This window comes from Enterobacter sp. Res13-Sevr-PEC09-46, assembly GCF_015672585.1.
In the GTDB taxonomy this organism is placed as follows: Bacteria; Pseudomonadota; Gammaproteobacteria; order Enterobacterales; family Enterobacteriaceae; genus Enterobacter; species Enterobacter hormaechei_C.
In genome coordinates this window covers 49,768-64,182 of the sequence record NZ_JADABR010000004.1, presented here as the reverse complement: position 1 = coordinate 64,182, position 14,415 = coordinate 49,768, and the positions used below count along the sequence as shown (strand labels likewise).

The following is a 14,415-nucleotide window of genomic DNA, read 5'->3' as shown; positions in this document are numbered from 1 at the left end:
CCCTGGTTATTAACCGGGGCTTTTTTTGGCCCTGAATTTATCGAATTGTTCTTTTTGTGATCCGGATTGTAGTACAACATTAATTGATTGTACTACATTGTCACCACAGCAAAGACGAAAGGCCTCACATTTGTACTGCAAAAGTGAGGCGAAATTCAGCGGTCGCGGTAAAGTAGTGATGGACTTACAGAGCACAAGGACTCTCCATGACACTCAATAAAACCGATCGCATTGTCATCACGCTGGGCACTCAGATTGTGGGTGGCAAATACGTTCCCGGTTCGCCGCTGCCAGCAGAGGCGGAACTGTGCGAGGAGTTTGAAACCTCGCGCAACATCATTCGGGAAGTGTTCCGCTCGCTGATGGCGAAGCGGCTGATTGAAATGAAGCGCTATCGCGGCGCGTTTGTGGCGCCGCGTAACCAGTGGAACTACCTCGATACCGATGTTCTGCAATGGGTGCTGGAAAACGACTACGACCCACGGCTCATCGGCGCGATGAGCGAAGTCCGAAATCTGGTGGAACCGGCCATCGCCCGCTGGGCGGCAGAGCGCGCAACGTCAGGTGACCTGGCACAGATTGAGTCGGCTTTAAACGACATGATCGCCAATAACCAGAATCGGGAGGCGTTCAACGAAGCGGACATTCGTTACCACGAAGCGGTATTGCAGTCGGTGCATAACCCGGTTTTACAGCAGCTTAGCGTGGCGATCAGCTCGCTACAGCGAGCAGTATTTGAACGTACCTGGATGGGCGATGAGGCCAACATGCCGAAAACGCTTCAGGAACATAAAGCGCTGTTCGATGCGATACGGCATCAGGACGGCGATGCGGCAGAGCAGGCGGCGCTGACCATGATCGCCAGCTCGACACGAAGGCTGAAGGAAATCACATGACATCACGCTACATCGCAATTGACTGGGGATCGACCAATCTGCGCGCCTGGCTCTACCAGGGTGAGCAGTGCCTGGAAAGCAGGCAATCAGAAGCAGGTGTGACGCGCCTGAACGGTAAATCCCCCGCAGCGGTGTTAGCAGAAGTGACACAAAACTGGCGCGACGGTACTACGCCAGTGGTGATGGCCGGAATGGTCGGCAGTAACGTGGGGTGGAAGGTCGCGCCTTACCTGTCAGTTCCGGTGCATTTCACCGCCGTTGGCGAGCAGTTAACGTCCGTTGGCGACAATGTCTGGATTATTCCCGGTTTATGCGTCTCTCGCGACGATAACCATAATGTGATGCGCGGCGAAGAGACGCAGCTGCTCGGGGCGCGCACCCTTTCTCCTTCTTCTGTCTACGTCATGCCCGGGACGCACTGCAAATGGGTCCAGGCGGATGCTGAGCAAATTCATGATTTCCGCACCGTGATGACCGGCGAACTGCACCACTTGCTGCTTAAGCATTCGCTGGTGGGGGCCGGTTTGCCGGAGCAGACCCCTTCGCCGGAAGCGTTTGCCGCCGGGCTTGAGCGCGGGATCGCATCCCCTGCCGTTTTGCCGCAACTTTTTGAGGTTCGCGCCTCGCACGTGCTGGGAAATCTTCCGCGCGAACAGGTCAGCGAATTTCTGTCCGGCCTGCTGATTGGCGCAGAAGTCGCCACTCTGAGCGACGCGTTCGCCGGGCAGCAGGCCATCACGCTCGTCGCGGGTTCATCGCTGACGTCTCGTTACCGCCAGGCGTTCCACGCTATCGGACGGGATGTTGCTGCGGTGGAAGGCGACACGGCATTTCAGGCAGGCATAAGGAGCATCGCTCATGCAGTGGCAAACTGAACTTCCCCTGATCGCGATTTTGCGCGGTATCACGCCCGGTGAGGCCTTAGCGCACGTTGGCGCGGTGATCGACGCCGGGTTCGACGCGGTGGAAATCCCGCTCAACTCCCCGGAGTGGGAAAAAAGCATTCCGGCAATTGTGAAGGCGTTTGGTGATAAGGCGCTGATTGGCGCTGGCACCGTATTACAGCCGGAGCAGGTGGATGAACTGGCGAAGATGGGCTGCAAGCTTATCGTCACACCGAATATCAACCCCGAGGTGATCCGCCGGGCGGTGGATTACGGCATGACCGTCTGCCCGGGTTGCGCCACGGCCACAGAAGCCTTTGCCGCCCTCGATGCGGGCGCACAGTCTCTCAAAATTTTCCCGTCGTCGGCCTTTGGTCCGGATTACATCAAAGCGCTGAAAGCGGTCTTACCCGCCAGCGTGCCGGTCTTTGCCGTGGGCGGCGTCACGCCGGAAAACCTGGGCCAGTGGATGAGCGCGGGCTGTGTGGGCGCGGGGCTGGGCAGCGATCTCTATCGTGCCGGTCAGCCCGTTGAGCGTACCGCACAGCAGGCGGCAGCATTTGTGAAAGCGTATCGAGAGGCAGTGCAATGAAAATAACCAAACTCACCACGTACCGTTTACCCCCGCGTTGGATGTTCCTGAAAATCGAAACCGACGAAGGCGTGGTTGGCTGGGGCGAGCCGGTGATTGAAGGCCGTGCGCGCACCGTTGAAGCCGCGGTGCACGAGCTGGGCGAATACCTGATTGGCCAGGATCCGGCGCGCATCAACGACCTGTGGCAGGTGATGTACCGCGCGGGCTTCTACCGCGGGGGGCCGATTCTGATGAGCGCCATCGCCGGTATTGATCAGGCGCTGTGGGATATCAAAGGCAAAGTGCTCAATGCCCCGGTCTGGCAATTAATGGGCGGCCTGGTGCGCGACAAAATCAAAGCCTACAGCTGGGTGGGCGGTGACCGCCCTGCGGAAGTGATCGACGGTATCCGGCAACTGCGCAACATCGGTTTTGACACCTTCAAACTCAACGGCTGCGAAGAAATGGGCGTTATCGACAACTCGCGCGCGGTAGACCGGGCGGTGAATACCGTGGCGCAAATCCGTGAAGCCTTCGGCAACGAGATTGAGTTTGGTCTGGATTTCCACGGCCGCGTCAGCGCGCCAATGGCCAAAGTGCTGATTAAAGAGCTGGAGCCGTATCGCCCGCTGTTTATCGAAGAGCCGGTGCTGGCCGAGCAGGCGGAATACTATCCGAAACTGGCTGAACAGACGCACATTCCCATCGCGGCGGGGGAACGCATGTTCTCGCGCTTCGAGTTTAAACGCGTGCTGGAAGCGGGCGGCATTGCGATCCTGCAACCGGACCTCTCCCACGCGGGCGGCATCACCGAATGCTACAAAATTGCCGGAATGGCAGAAGCCTACGATGTGGCGCTGGCGCCGCACTGTCCGCTTGGGCCGATTGCGCTGGCGGCCTGCCTGCACGTCGACTTCGTCTCCCGCAATGCGGTGTTCCAGGAACAAAGCATGGGCATTCACTATAACAAGGGCGCGGAGCTGCTCGACTTTGTGAAAAACAAAGAAGACTTCAGCATGGAAGGTGGTTTCTTTAAACCGTTAACGAAGCCGGGCCTTGGCGTGGAGATCGACGAAGCCAAAGTCATTGAGCTGAGTAAAAGTGCGCCGGACTGGCGTAACCCACTGTGGCGTCATGAAGACGGTTCCGTAGCCGAGTGGTAAATCGCCGGATGGCGCTACGCTTATCCGGCCTACTCTCTCGTAGGCCCGGTAAGCGAAGCGCCACCGGGCAAAAAAAACGTACATAGAAAAAATATAACCCTCTGTAAATTACAGGGCATGGTGAGCGGCTTCGCTATGCCCAAAATCTGGAGACAGATTGCGATGGATATTCCAGTTACTGCTGCAAAAACCGGGCGTCGTCGTTACCTGACGCTGATCATGATCTTTATTACCGTGGTCATCTGTTATGTCGACCGCGCCAACCTTGCCGTGGCATCGGCTCATATTCAGGAAGAGTTTGGCATCACCAAAGCGGAAATGGGCTACGTCTTCTCGGCGTTTGCCTGGCTGTATACGCTCTGTCAGATCCCTGGTGGCTGGTTCCTTGACCGCGTGGGTTCACGTCTGACCTACTTTATCGCTATTTTCGGCTGGTCCGTGGCGACCCTGTTCCAGGGCTTCGCGACCGGGCTGATGTCGCTGATTGGCCTGCGCGCCATCACCGGGGTGTTTGAAGCGCCGGCGTTTCCGACCAACAACCGCATGGTGACCAGCTGGTTCCCTGAACACGAACGCGCTTCCGCTGTTGGTTTTTACACCTCCGGGCAGTTTGTTGGTCTGGCGTTTCTGACGCCGCTGTTAATCTGGATCCAGGAGCTGCTGAGCTGGCACTGGGTGTTTATCGTCACCGGCGGGATCGGCATTATCTGGTCGCTCATCTGGTTTAAGGTTTATCAGCCGCCGCGCCTGACCAAAAGCATCACCAAAGCCGAACTGGACTACATCCGCGACGGCGGTGGCCTGGTGGACGGCGATGCGCCGGTGAAAAAAGAGGCGCGCCAGCCGCTGACCAGAGCGGACTGGAAGCTGGTCTTCCACCGTAAGCTGGTGGGCGTATATCTGGGCCAGTTCGCAGTGACCTCCACGCTGTGGTTCTTCCTCACCTGGTTCCCGAACTATCTGACGCAGGAGAAGGGCATTACCGCGCTGAAGGCGGGCTTTATGACCACCGTACCGTTCCTTGCGGCGTTTTTCGGCGTGCTGCTCTCGGGCTGGCTGGCGGACAAACTGGTGAAAAAAGGCTTCTCACTGGGCGTTGCGCGTAAAACGCCAATTATCTGCGGACTGCTGATCTCTACCTGCATCATGGGAGCGAACTACACCAACGATCCGGTGTGGATCATGACCCTGATGGCGGTAGCGTTCTTCGGAAACGGTTTTGCCTCCATCACCTGGTCGCTGGTGTCGTCCCTGGCGCCGATGCGTCTGATCGGCCTGACTGGTGGCGTGTTTAACTTCGTTGGCGGCCTGGGCGGGATCACCGTACCGCTGGTCATCGGTTACCTGGCGCAGGACTACGGCTTTGGTCCGGCTCTGGTGTATATCTCTGCCGTGGCGCTGATCGGGGCGCTCTCCTACATCCTGCTGGTCGGCGACGTTAAACGAGTAGGCTAATCCCTTCGGATGTTTTACCCTGATGCGATAACCGCGCATCAGGGTATTTTCATGAAACAAATCACCTTCGCTTCCCGCAACCACCAGCTCACCAACATCAACACCTGGACGCCAGACAGCCAGTGGCTTGTCTATGATGTCCGCCCGTCCGGCGCGTCGTTTACCGGTGAAACCATTGAGCGGGTCAATGTTAGTACGGGCGAGGTTGAGGCGATCTACCGTGCGACTGACGGCGCGCATGTCGGCGTGGTAACCGTTCATCCGGCGCAGGACAAATATGTTTTTATCCACGGCCCGAAAAACCCGGATGCAGACTGGCAGTATGATTTTCACCATCGTCAGGGGGTGATTGCGCACAATGGTCAGGTGAGCAATCTTGATGCGATGGATATCACCGCGCCTTACACCGCAGGCGCGCTGCGTGGCGGCAGCCACGTCCACGTTTTTAGCCCGAACGGGCAGTTCGTCAGCTTTACCTACAACGACCATGTGCTGCACGCGCGCGATCCGCAGCTGGATTTGCGTAATGTCGGGGTGGCGGCGCCTTTTGGCCCAGTAAACCCACAGGGGAACCATCCGCGGGAATATGCCGGCACCTTCTGGAGCGTACTGGTAAGCCGTACAACGCCGAACCCGAAACCGGGCAGCGATGAGGTAAACCGCGCCTATGAAGAGGGCTGGGTGGGCAACGACAGGCTGGCGTTTATCGGCGATACGGTGTCTGCGAAAGGCGAGAAAGTGCCCGAACTGTTTATTGTGGACCTCCCCAAAGACGAGCAGGGCTGGAAACGGGCGGGCGATGCGCCGTTGCAGGGAACGCCTGAAACAATGCCCGCGCCGCCTGCGGGCGTAACGCAACGTCGCTTAACCTTCACCCATCAGAAGGCGTATCCGGGGCTGGTGAACGTACCGCGCCACTGGGTGCGCAGCAATCCGCAGGGGACGCAGATTGCGTTTTTAATGCGGGACGATAACGGCGTTGTGCAGCTGTGGCTTATCTCCCCTGAGGGCGGCGAGCCGCGTCAGCTAACCCACACTGAGCGTGATATTCAGTCGGCCTTTAACTGGCATCCTTCCGGCAACGGGCTGGGATTTGTGCTTGCAGGCCGTATTGCCTGCTGCGATGCGCAGACCGGAGAGGTGACGTTTTTGACGTCCGATCACGGCAATCCGCCGTCTGCTGACGCTGTGGTGTTTTCCCCGGACGGACGATTTATTGCATGGATGGAAGAGAAGGACGGTTTCCGCCAGCTGTGGCTAACGGAAACCGCACAGAATTAGCGTGGAGGCATCTCTGCGGGCGGGATGACGGAATTGGTCGCCAGCTTTTCCTGCTCGCTTTTCTCAACGCGCGAACGCACTGAGCTGTCGGTGCGGAACATATCCCACGGCAGCAGAAGCGTATCGGCAACCGCCGTAAACGGCATATCAAGAATCGCCAGAGATTTGGTACCCCAGTTTGTCTCATCATCAGAGATCATTGCGGCACTGGCGCGCGTCCCCGGATATGTTCCTTCTTTACCGCCGGTGTGCGACATCACGCTCGAACACCCGCAAAGTAAAACAACCCCGCTGAACGTCGCCAGCTTAATCAGAACATTTCTCATCATCACTCAGTCATCATTAGTAGCACGGCATTGACCTGCAACTCAGGGTTATAGCGAGGCGCGTCCAAAATGGATAGCTCAAAACTCCCGCACTGTGGTCGTCATCGCAATTTAACCCTTTGTGCTGTGCCCCTGAGTCTATGCGACAACCAGCAAAGTGCAAAAAAATCTCACATCAACAGTCTTGAAAAGGCCGTATCCAGACCCATTTTAAGAATGTAACCCGATAACGGACACGCCTGATGGGTGTTCGGGGAAGCAGAAGCCTGTCCATGGTGGAAGGCTACATTTTCTCGCTGATTTCAGGAGCATTTATCCATGCGTAATTTCGATCTCTCTCCGCTATACCGTTCTGCCATTGGTTTCGATCGTCTGTTCAACCACTTAGAAAACAACCAGAGCCAGAGCAACGGCTATCCTCCTTACAACGTTGAACTGGTTGACGAAAACCACTATCGCATTGCGATTGCTGTTGCCGGTTTCGCAGAGAGCGAACTGGAGATCACCGCGCAGGACAATCTGCTGGTGGTGAAAGGCTCCCATACGGCCGAGCAGAAAGAACGAACCTACCTCTACCAGGGCATCGCAGAGCGCAACTTTGAGCGCAAGTTCCAGCTGGCTGAGAACATCCACGTCAAGGGCGCGAACCTGGTGAACGGCCTGCTGTTTATCGAACTGGAACGTGTGATTCCGGAAGAGAAAAAACCGCGTCGTATCGAAATCAACTAATTACGCGGGTCGCGTGAGCGGCCCACCCGAACTTGCTTGCCGTAACGGGAGCATATGCGAATCCGCAAGGGTTTGCAGGTACAACTGTGCACAAAATTAAACTGTGCCGAACTCGCTTCTCAGAAGGAGATTTAGTATGCGTAACTACGATTTATCCCCCCTGCTGCGTCAGTGGATAGGTTTTGACAAACTGGCTAACGCGCTGCAAAGCGCAACCGAACAGCAGACCTTTCCGCCGTACAACATCGAAAAAAGCGATGATAACCACTACCGCATCACGCTTGCGCTGGCCGGGTTCCGCCAGGAAGATCTCGACATCCAGCTTGAGGGTACGCGCCTGACCGTGAAAGGGTCACCGGAAAAACCAGACACCGAGACCAAATGGCTGCATCAGGGGCTTGTCACTCAGCCGTTTAGCCTGAGCTTTACCCTGGCAGACCATATGGACGTTTCTGGCGCGACGTTCACTAACGGGCTGCTGAACATTGACCTCACCCGTAACGTGCCGGAAGCCATTGCGCCTCAGCGCATCGCCATTAGCGAACGCCCGGCGTTGAACAGCTAATACACATTTTTGCCGCGAGGCAAACCTGCCGATCCTGTAGGTCGGGTAAGGCGCAGCCGCCACCCGACTCGCTCACAGATGCCATGAAGCCCTGCCCCGGCAGGGCTTTTTTGTGCGCCATCGCCCATACAACCGCCGTCAGCTCTGAGAGAATCCTTAGCATAACTATGGTTATACACAGGATGTGGATCATGAGTGATATCGCGTTAACCGTTAGCGTGTTGGCCCTTGTCGCGGTAGTGGGGCTATGGCTGGGGAATATCAAAATCCGCGGCGTCGGATTTGGCATCGGCGGAGTGCTGTTCGGCGGGATTTTTGTCGGCCATTTTGCCGACCAGCTTGGGTGGGTGCTGAGCGCCGATATGCTGCATTTCATCCAGGAGTTCGGCCTGATCCTCTTTGTGTATACCATCGGTATTCAGGTGGGGCCGGGCTTCTTCGCTTCCCTGCGCGTCTCCGGTTTACGCCTTAATCTCTTTGCCTTCGGCATCGTCGTGATGGGTGGGCTGGTTACCGCCATTCTGCATAAACTCTTCGCGATTCCGCTGCCCGTTGTGCTGGGCATCTTCTCCGGCGCCGTCACGAATACGCCCGCGCTCGGGGCGGGCCAGCAAATTCTGCGCGATCTGGGTATCCCTGCTGATGTCGTCGATCAGATGGGGATGAGCTACGCCATGGCCTATCCGTTTGGCATTTGCGGTATTTTGCTCTCGATGTGGCTGGTGCGCGTGCTGTTCCGCGTTAACGTCGAGCAGGAGGCAAAAGAGCATGAAAGCACGCTGACCAACGGCCATGCGCTCATTAAAACTATCAATATTCGCGTCGAAAACCCTAATCTGAACAATATGGCGATTCAGGATGTTCCCATTCTGAACAGCGCGACCATTATCTGTTCCCGCCTGAAACGTGATGAAACGCTGATGGTACCTTCACCGGATACCCTTATTCAGCACGGCGATCTCCTGCATCTGGTAGGGCAACCGGCGGATTTAAACAATGCCCGGCTGGTGATTGGTCAGGAGGTGGATACCTCACTCTCAACCCGTGGAACGGACATGCGCGTGGAGCGCGTGGTAGTGACCAATGAGAAGGTTTTGGGCAAGAAAATACGCGATTTGCAGGTTAAAGAGCGTTATGACGTGGTGATCTCCCGGCTTAACCGCGCCGGTGTCGAGCTGGTAGCCAGCCAGGATGCCAGCCTGCAATTCGGTGATATTCTCAACCTCGTCGGGCGTCCCTCATCCATTGATGCCGTAGCGGACATGGTGGGCAACGCTCAGCAAAAACTCCAGCAGGTGCAGATGCTGCCGGTCTTTATCGGCGTCGGGCTTGGCGTCATGCTTGGCTCCATCCCCCTGTACGTGCCCGGCTTCCCGGTAGCACTGAAGCTGGGTCTGGCAGGCGGGCCGCTCATTATGGCGCTGATCCTCGGGCGTATCGGCTCCATCGGTAAGCTCTACTGGTTTATGCCGCCGAGCGCTAACCTGGCGCTGCGGGAGTTGGGCATCGTGCTGTTTCTGGCAGTGGTGGGGCTGAAATCCGGCGGCGATTTTGTCGATACTCTGGTCAACGGCGAAGGGATGAGCTGGGTAGGATACGGCATATTTATTACCGCTATCCCACTGATAACAGTCGGATTACTGGCACGTATCTTCGCTAAAATGAACTATCTTACGCTGTGCGGCATGCTGGCCGGTTCCATGACCGATCCGCCCGCGCTGGCGTTCGCCAACAACCTGCACGCCACCAGCGGCGCGGCGGCGTTGTCCTACGCCACGGTTTATCCGCTAGTGATGTTTCTGCGCATCATCACCCCGCAGCTACTGGCGGTGCTGTTCTGGGGGATGGGCTAACAAGTCTTCCGGGTGGATGCGCCGCAGATGGTAGTCCACCTGGTAATCGCTGGTGTTCCGGAACATCACGGAATAATTGAGGAACTCGCCGCTGTCGCTGTAGGAAAGGGAGGTGATGCGCAGCAGCGGCGTCTGTTCCGGCACATTCATATAACCGGCCAGCTGTTTATCTGCCAGCACCGGCGTCAGGCTCTCGTAGTTGCCGCTGATGGTGATCCCACACTCCTTCTCGATGTAATCAAACTTAGACCCTTCGAGATGCGCCAGGGAAAGATTGCGGAACAGCTTCACCGGCATAAAGCTGTCCTCCAGCATCAGCGGTTTTCCGTCCACGTAACGCACCCGCCTTGAAAAATAGATCCGCTCATCAACCTGAATCCGCAGCTGGCTGGCGATGGCGGGCGGCGCGGGCATCACTTCAAACTGCAACACCTTGCTCTGCACTTCTTTCCCCTGCTGGCGCAGCACCTCCACCAGCCCGGTCAGGTTAGTCGTTTCATGATGAACGTCTTTGCGCGCCACGAACGTCCCGCTGCCGTGTCGACGTTCAACCAGCCCCCAGCTTACCAGCAGATCCAGCGCCTTGCGGATGGTCATCCGGGCTACGCCAAACTCCTTTGCCAGCGCTTTTTCTCCGGGTAACGGACTGCCAATGTTGTAGTCCGAGGAATTCAGCCGCAGCCGTAGCCGATCGGCAATTGATTTGTAGATCACCAGTAGACCTCTCTGCGCACATCATGGCGTGGATTACGTCTTAACTTGTCTATGTTTAGTTTAAAAAGTAGACCTGATTGGTCAAATTAAAACCATGAATGCGATCACGAATCGCAGCGGCATACCATGTTGCTGCATCAGTAAGTTCTTATGCTCACCTCAGGCCAGTAAAAAACCATAAAGGCCTCTATCCCCTACAGGTTGTTTCATGAGGATTTAAAAATGCTCAGTCAAATACAACGTTTTGGCGGCGCCATGTTCACCCCGGTTTTGCTGTTTCCCTTTGCCGGGATCGTGGTTGGGATCGCCATCATGCTTCGCAATCCGCTGTTTGTCGGTGAGGCCTTAACCGCGCCGGATAATCTGTTCGCGCAAATTGTTCACATCATCGAAGAGGGCGGCTGGGCGGTGTTCCGTAATATGCCGCTGATTTTTGCTGTCGGCTTACCGATTGGCCTGGCAAAGCAGGCGCAGGGCCGCGCCTGTCTGGCGGTGCTGATTAGCTTCCTGACCTGGAACTACTTTATCAACGCGATGGGGATGACCTGGGGTCACTTCTTTGGCGTCGACTTCTCTGCTGAACCCACTGCCGGCAGCGGGCTGGCGATGATTGCCGGAATCAAAACGCTTGATACCAGCATCATCGGGGCGATTATCATTTCCGGGCTCGTCACCGCCATCCACAACCGATTTTTCGACAAGCCGTTGCCGGTCTTTCTGGGGATTTTCCAGGGCACCTCGTTTGTCGTTATCCTCGCGTTCTTCGTCATGATCCCTTGCGCCTGGCTGACGCTGCTGGGATGGCCGAAAGTGCAGATGGGCATTGAGTCGTTGCAGGCCTTTCTACGTACCGCTGGCGCGCTGGGCGTATGGGTTTATACCTTCCTGGAACGTATTCTGATCCCAACCGGATTACACCACTTTGTCTACGGCCCGTTTATCTTCGGCCCGGCTGCGGTAGAAGGCGGCATTCAGGTCTACTGGGCACAGCACCTTCAGGAATTCAGCCAGAGCACTGTGCCGCTGAAAACGCTGTTTCCGGAGGGCGGATTCGCGCTGCACGGCAACTCTAAGGTGTTTGGCTCAGTCGGTATTGCGCTGGCTATCTGGTATACCGCGTCGCCGGTGAACCGCGTCAAAGTGGCAGGTCTGCTGATCCCGGCCACGCTTACCGCCGTGCTGGTGGGCATTACCGAACCGCTGGAGTTCACCTTCCTGTTTATCTCGCCGTTGCTTTTTGCCATCCACGCCGTGCTGGCCGCAACGATGGCGACGGTGATGTATACCTTCGGGGTGGTGGGGAACATGGGGGGCGGTCTGCTGGACCAGTTCCTGCCGCAAAACTGGATCCCGATGTTCCATAACCACGCCTCGACGGTATTCACCCAGATTGGCATCGGCCTCTGCTTCACCGCTCTCTATTTCGTGGTTTTCAGGACGCTTATCGAACGTCTGAATCTCAAAACGCCGGGCCGGGAAGAGAGCGAAATCAAACTCTACAACAAAGCCGACTATAAGGCCGCGCGCGGGCAAACCACCGCCCCGGCGGCAGCCAGCCAGCAGGTCGGGCAGGCTGCTGGGTTCTTACAGGCGCTCGGCGGCGCAGCAAATATCGAAAGTATCAATAACTGCGCCACCCGCTTGCGTATCGCCCTGGTGGATATGACGAAAACCCAAAGCGACGACGTCTTCAAAGCCCTGGGCGCACACGGTGTGGTGCGGCGCGGCAACGGCATACAGGTGATTGTCGGTCTGCACGTTCCTCAGGTGCGCGACCAGCTGGAATCGCTGATGAAAACCCCTTTAACAAACGAACAAACCACTCTGACAGAGGCTATATCATGAAAAAATTCTCAGTTGTTATTGCAGGCGGCGGCAGTACATTCACGCCTGGTATCGTCCTGATGCTGTTAGCCAACCGTGACCGTTTCCCGCTGCGTGCGCTGAAGTTCTATGACAATGACGGAGCACGTCAGGAGATCATCGCCGAGGCGTGCAAAATCATCCTTAAGGAGCAGGCGCCGGAGATTGAATTTAGTTACACCACCGATCCTGAAGCGGCCTTTACCGATGTGGATTTCGTGATGGCGCATATTCGCGTGGGCAAATACCCCATGCGTGAAAAAGATGAAAAAATCCCGCTGCGCCACGGCGTGCTGGGCCAGGAAACGTGCGGGCCGGGCGGCATCTCCTACGGCATGCGCTCCATCGGCGGCGTGCTGGAGCTGGTGGATTACATGGAGCAGTACTCCCCGAACGCGTGGATGCTGAACTACTCCAACCCGGCGGCGATTGTCGCGGAAGCCACGCGCCGCCTGCGTCCGAACGCGAAAATTCTCAACATCTGCGACATGCCGATCGGCATTGAAGGACGTATGGCGCAAATCGTCGGTCTGAAAGACCGCAAAGAGATGCGCGTGCGCTACTACGGTCTGAACCACTTCGGCTGGTGGACGTCGATTGAAGATCTGAACGGCAACGATCTGATGCCGAAACTGCGCGAATACGTGGCGAAAAACGGTTATGTTCCGCCTTCGGAAGATGCGCATACTGAAGCGAGCTGGAATGATACTTTCGCCAAGGCCAAAGACGTACAGGCGCTGGATCCGGACACCATGCCGAACACCTACCTGAAGTATTACCTGTTCCCGGACTATGTGGTCGCCCATTCCAACCCGGAGCGTACCCGCGCCAATGAAGTGATGGATCACCGTGAGAAGCATGTATTCAGTTCATGCCGGGCGATTATCGAAGCCGGTCATTCTTCTGCCGGTGAACTGGAAATCGACGAACATGCGTCGTACATCGTCGATCTGGCGACCGCGATCGCCTTTAATACCCAGGAACGCATGCTGCTGATTGTGCCTAACAATGGGGCTATCCATAATTTTGACGCCGACGCGATGGTAGAAATCCCTTGTCTGGTCGGCCACAACGGACCGGAGCCGCTGACCGTTGGTGATATTCCGCACTTCCAGAAAGGGCTCATGAGCCAGCAGGTGGCAGTGGAAAAACTGGTGGTGGACGCCTGGGAGCAGCGCTCGTATCAGAAACTCTGGCAGGCGATTACCCTGTCGAAAACCGTACCGAGCGCGTCGGTGGCGAAGGCGATTCTGGACGATCTGATTGAAGCCAACAAAGAGTACTGGCCGGAACTGCATTAATTTTCCTGACCGGCATCGCCAGATGCCGGTCTCCTTGTCCTGGCTGAATTACGCTATGCTGAAGCCTGCATGCAGCACGACAAGGAACCTTCATGAACATTTCCCGCCTCGGTGAAGCACCGGACTACCGCTTCTCACTGGCTAACGAACGCACGTTCTTAGCGTGGATCCGCACCGCCCTGGGCTTTCTGGCCGCAGGTGTCGGTCTTGATCAGCTCGCCCCCGATTTTGCCACCCCGTTGATTCGCGAAGTGCTGGCCCTGCTGCTGTGCCTGATTGCCGGTGTGCTGGCGATTTATGGCTATCTGCGCTGGCTTAGAAATGAAAAGGCGATGCGTCTGAAGCAGGATCTCCCCTACACGCGCGGCTTGCTCATCATTAGTACGATTTTGCTGATGGTTGCGGGCGTAGTGATGTTACTGGTGTTGTATGCCGGATAGCCGCAAAGCACGGCGGGAAGCGGACCCCGGGCTTCAGCCGGAGCGAACCTCGCTGGCCTGGCTGCGCACGCTGCTGGGGTATGGCGCGCTGATCGCTCTTGCCATTAAGCACAACTGGCACCGCACGGGGGCGCCATTCTGGATCTCCATTGTTGTGCTGGCGCTGGTAGCCGTCATTTTATGGCGCTACACCCGCAGCCGTAACCTGATGGACGTGGCGCAGAACGACTTTGCGCAGCCGAAAGCGGTGCGGGATAAGTTCCTGATTGCGTTGGCTGTGCTATCTCTGTCTTTACTCTTTGCAGTTACTCACATTCAGCAAATTATGAGCTTATAAGCCCGGTGGCGGCTGCGCCTTACCGGGCCTACAA

General features: G+C 56.8%; 15 protein-coding genes and 1 other annotated feature. Of the genes, 13 read left to right on the top strand and 2 right to left on the bottom strand.

Features of this window, described 5'->3' with window-relative positions:
- Window positions 1-206 precede the first annotated feature (206 nt).
- From dgoR to IMQ56_RS01015, 6 genes are all read left to right on the top strand, one after another.
- Window positions 207-896, top strand: a complete 690-nt coding sequence (dgoR, locus tag IMQ56_RS01040) for a D-galactonate utilization transcriptional regulator DgoR (RefSeq protein ID WP_003861109.1) — start codon at window positions 207-209, stop codon at window positions 894-896.
- Window positions 893-1,771, top strand: coding sequence for a 2-dehydro-3-deoxygalactonokinase (locus IMQ56_RS01035; RefSeq protein WP_003861107.1), 879 nt, complete (start codon window positions 893-895; stop codon window positions 1,769-1,771). The genes dgoR and IMQ56_RS01035 overlap by 4 nt, the downstream gene beginning before the upstream one ends.
- Window positions 1,755-2,372 carry a 2-dehydro-3-deoxy-6-phosphogalactonate aldolase gene (locus IMQ56_RS01030; RefSeq protein WP_023295663.1) on the top strand — a complete coding sequence of 206 codons (618 nt, stop codon included), beginning with the start codon at window positions 1,755-1,757 and terminating at the stop codon, window positions 2,370-2,372. The genes IMQ56_RS01035 and IMQ56_RS01030 overlap by 17 nt, the downstream gene beginning before the upstream one ends.
- Window positions 2,369-3,517, top strand: a complete 1,149-nt coding sequence (gene dgoD, locus IMQ56_RS01025) for a galactonate dehydratase (protein WP_003861103.1) — start codon at window positions 2,369-2,371, stop codon at window positions 3,515-3,517. Before IMQ56_RS01030 ends, dgoD begins: the two co-directional genes overlap by 4 nt.
- Before the next feature lie 117 nt (window positions 3,518-3,634).
- Window positions 3,635-4,972 carry an MFS transporter gene (locus IMQ56_RS01020; RefSeq protein WP_015570129.1) on the top strand — a complete coding sequence of 446 codons (1,338 nt, stop codon included), beginning with the start codon at window positions 3,635-3,637 and terminating at the stop codon, window positions 4,970-4,972.
- 51 nt (window positions 4,973-5,023) lie between these two features.
- Window positions 5,024-6,253: a DUF3748 domain-containing protein gene (locus tag IMQ56_RS01015; protein WP_072206619.1), complete on the top strand. Its 1,230-nt coding sequence runs from the start codon at window positions 5,024-5,026 to the stop codon at window positions 6,251-6,253.
- Here IMQ56_RS01015 and IMQ56_RS01010 read toward each other — a convergent pair.
- Complete coding sequence (locus IMQ56_RS01010) at window positions 6,250-6,582, bottom strand: YceK/YidQ family lipoprotein (RefSeq protein ID WP_049134774.1); 333 nt, start codon at window positions 6,580-6,582, stop codon at window positions 6,250-6,252. The genes IMQ56_RS01015 and IMQ56_RS01010 overlap by 4 nt on opposite strands.
- 247 nt (window positions 6,583-6,829) lie before the next feature.
- Window positions 6,830-6,904, top strand: a sequence feature (ROSE (Repression Of Heat Shock gene Expression) occurs in the 5'-region of heat shock genes and acts as an RNA thermometer to modulate expression.).
- On the opposite strand from IMQ56_RS01010, the gene ibpA reads away from it, so the two are divergent.
- The 3 genes from ibpA (at window position 6,898) to IMQ56_RS00995 (ending at window position 9,726) form a co-directional block, all read left to right on the top strand.
- Window positions 6,898-7,308 carry a small heat shock chaperone IbpA gene (gene ibpA, locus IMQ56_RS01005; RefSeq protein ID WP_006177605.1) on the top strand — a complete coding sequence of 137 codons (411 nt, stop codon included), beginning with the start codon at window positions 6,898-6,900 and terminating at the stop codon, window positions 7,306-7,308. (Overlaps the previous feature by 7 nt.)
- A 136-nt stretch (window positions 7,309-7,444) precedes the next feature.
- Entirely contained in the window at window positions 7,445-7,873 is a 429-nt protein-coding gene (ibpB, locus tag IMQ56_RS01000) for a small heat shock chaperone IbpB (protein WP_017383692.1), read from the top strand.
- 191 nt (window positions 7,874-8,064) lie between these two features.
- A complete protein-coding gene (locus tag IMQ56_RS00995; RefSeq protein ID WP_017694020.1) occupies window positions 8,065-9,726 on the top strand; it encodes a putative transporter in 1,662 nt (553 codons plus the stop codon).
- Here the strand turns inward: IMQ56_RS00995 and IMQ56_RS00990 are convergent.
- Window positions 9,694-10,440, bottom strand: coding sequence for a GntR family transcriptional regulator (locus IMQ56_RS00990; protein ID WP_017383690.1), 747 nt, complete (start codon window positions 10,438-10,440; stop codon window positions 9,694-9,696). The two genes, IMQ56_RS00995 and IMQ56_RS00990, sit on opposite strands and share 33 nt — an antisense overlap.
- 222 nt (window positions 10,441-10,662) lie before the next feature.
- On the opposite strand from IMQ56_RS00990, the gene IMQ56_RS00985 reads away from it, so the two are divergent.
- The 4 genes from IMQ56_RS00985 (at window position 10,663) to IMQ56_RS00970 (ending at window position 14,381) form a co-directional block, all read left to right on the top strand.
- Entirely contained in the window at window positions 10,663-12,285 is a 1,623-nt protein-coding gene (locus IMQ56_RS00985; RefSeq protein ID WP_196063559.1) for an alpha-glucoside-specific PTS transporter subunit IIBC, read from the top strand.
- Window positions 12,282-13,604: a 6-phospho-alpha-glucosidase gene (locus IMQ56_RS00980; RefSeq protein WP_015570123.1), complete on the top strand. Its 1,323-nt coding sequence runs from the start codon at window positions 12,282-12,284 to the stop codon at window positions 13,602-13,604. The genes IMQ56_RS00985 and IMQ56_RS00980 overlap by 4 nt, the downstream gene beginning before the upstream one ends.
- 92 nt (window positions 13,605-13,696) lie before the next feature.
- Entirely contained in the window at window positions 13,697-14,044 is a 348-nt protein-coding gene (locus tag IMQ56_RS00975; RefSeq protein ID WP_003861080.1) for a YidH family protein, read from the top strand.
- The gene (locus IMQ56_RS00970; RefSeq protein ID WP_017383689.1) at window positions 14,034-14,381 is read left to right on the top strand and encodes a DUF202 domain-containing protein; all 348 of its coding nucleotides are present in this window, start codon (window positions 14,034-14,036) and stop codon (window positions 14,379-14,381) included. Before IMQ56_RS00975 ends, IMQ56_RS00970 begins: the two co-directional genes overlap by 11 nt.
- The last annotated feature ends 34 nt before the right edge of the window (window positions 14,382-14,415 follow it).

Coding starts and splice junctions, on each gene's coding strand:
- ibpA (WP_006177605.1), top strand. CDS start 6,898: ATGCGTAATTTCGATCTCTCTCCGCTATACCGTTCTGCCATTGGTTTC.
- dgoD (WP_003861103.1), top strand. CDS start 2,369: ATGAAAATAACCAAACTCACCACGTACCGTTTACCCCCGCGTTGGATG.
- IMQ56_RS01015 (WP_072206619.1), top strand. CDS start 5,024: ATGAAACAAATCACCTTCGCTTCCCGCAACCACCAGCTCACCAACATC.
- IMQ56_RS01020 (WP_015570129.1), top strand. CDS start 3,635: ATGGTGAGCGGCTTCGCTATGCCCAAAATCTGGAGACAGATTGCGATG.
- IMQ56_RS01035 (WP_003861107.1), top strand. CDS start 893: ATGACATCACGCTACATCGCAATTGACTGGGGATCGACCAATCTGCGC.
- IMQ56_RS00980 (WP_015570123.1), top strand. CDS start 12,282: ATGAAAAAATTCTCAGTTGTTATTGCAGGCGGCGGCAGTACATTCACG.
- IMQ56_RS01010 (WP_049134774.1), bottom strand. CDS start 6,582: ATGATGAGAAATGTTCTGATTAAGCTGGCGACGTTCAGCGGGGTTGTT.
- IMQ56_RS01030 (WP_023295663.1), top strand. CDS start 1,755: ATGCAGTGGCAAACTGAACTTCCCCTGATCGCGATTTTGCGCGGTATC.
- IMQ56_RS00995 (WP_017694020.1), top strand. CDS start 8,065: ATGAGTGATATCGCGTTAACCGTTAGCGTGTTGGCCCTTGTCGCGGTA.
- IMQ56_RS00985 (WP_196063559.1), top strand. CDS start 10,663: ATGCTCAGTCAAATACAACGTTTTGGCGGCGCCATGTTCACCCCGGTT.
- IMQ56_RS00970 (WP_017383689.1), top strand. CDS start 14,034: ATGCCGGATAGCCGCAAAGCACGGCGGGAAGCGGACCCCGGGCTTCAG.
- IMQ56_RS00975 (WP_003861080.1), top strand. CDS start 13,697: ATGAACATTTCCCGCCTCGGTGAAGCACCGGACTACCGCTTCTCACTG.
- ibpB (WP_017383692.1), top strand. CDS start 7,445: ATGCGTAACTACGATTTATCCCCCCTGCTGCGTCAGTGGATAGGTTTT.
- dgoR (WP_003861109.1), top strand. CDS start 207: ATGACACTCAATAAAACCGATCGCATTGTCATCACGCTGGGCACTCAG.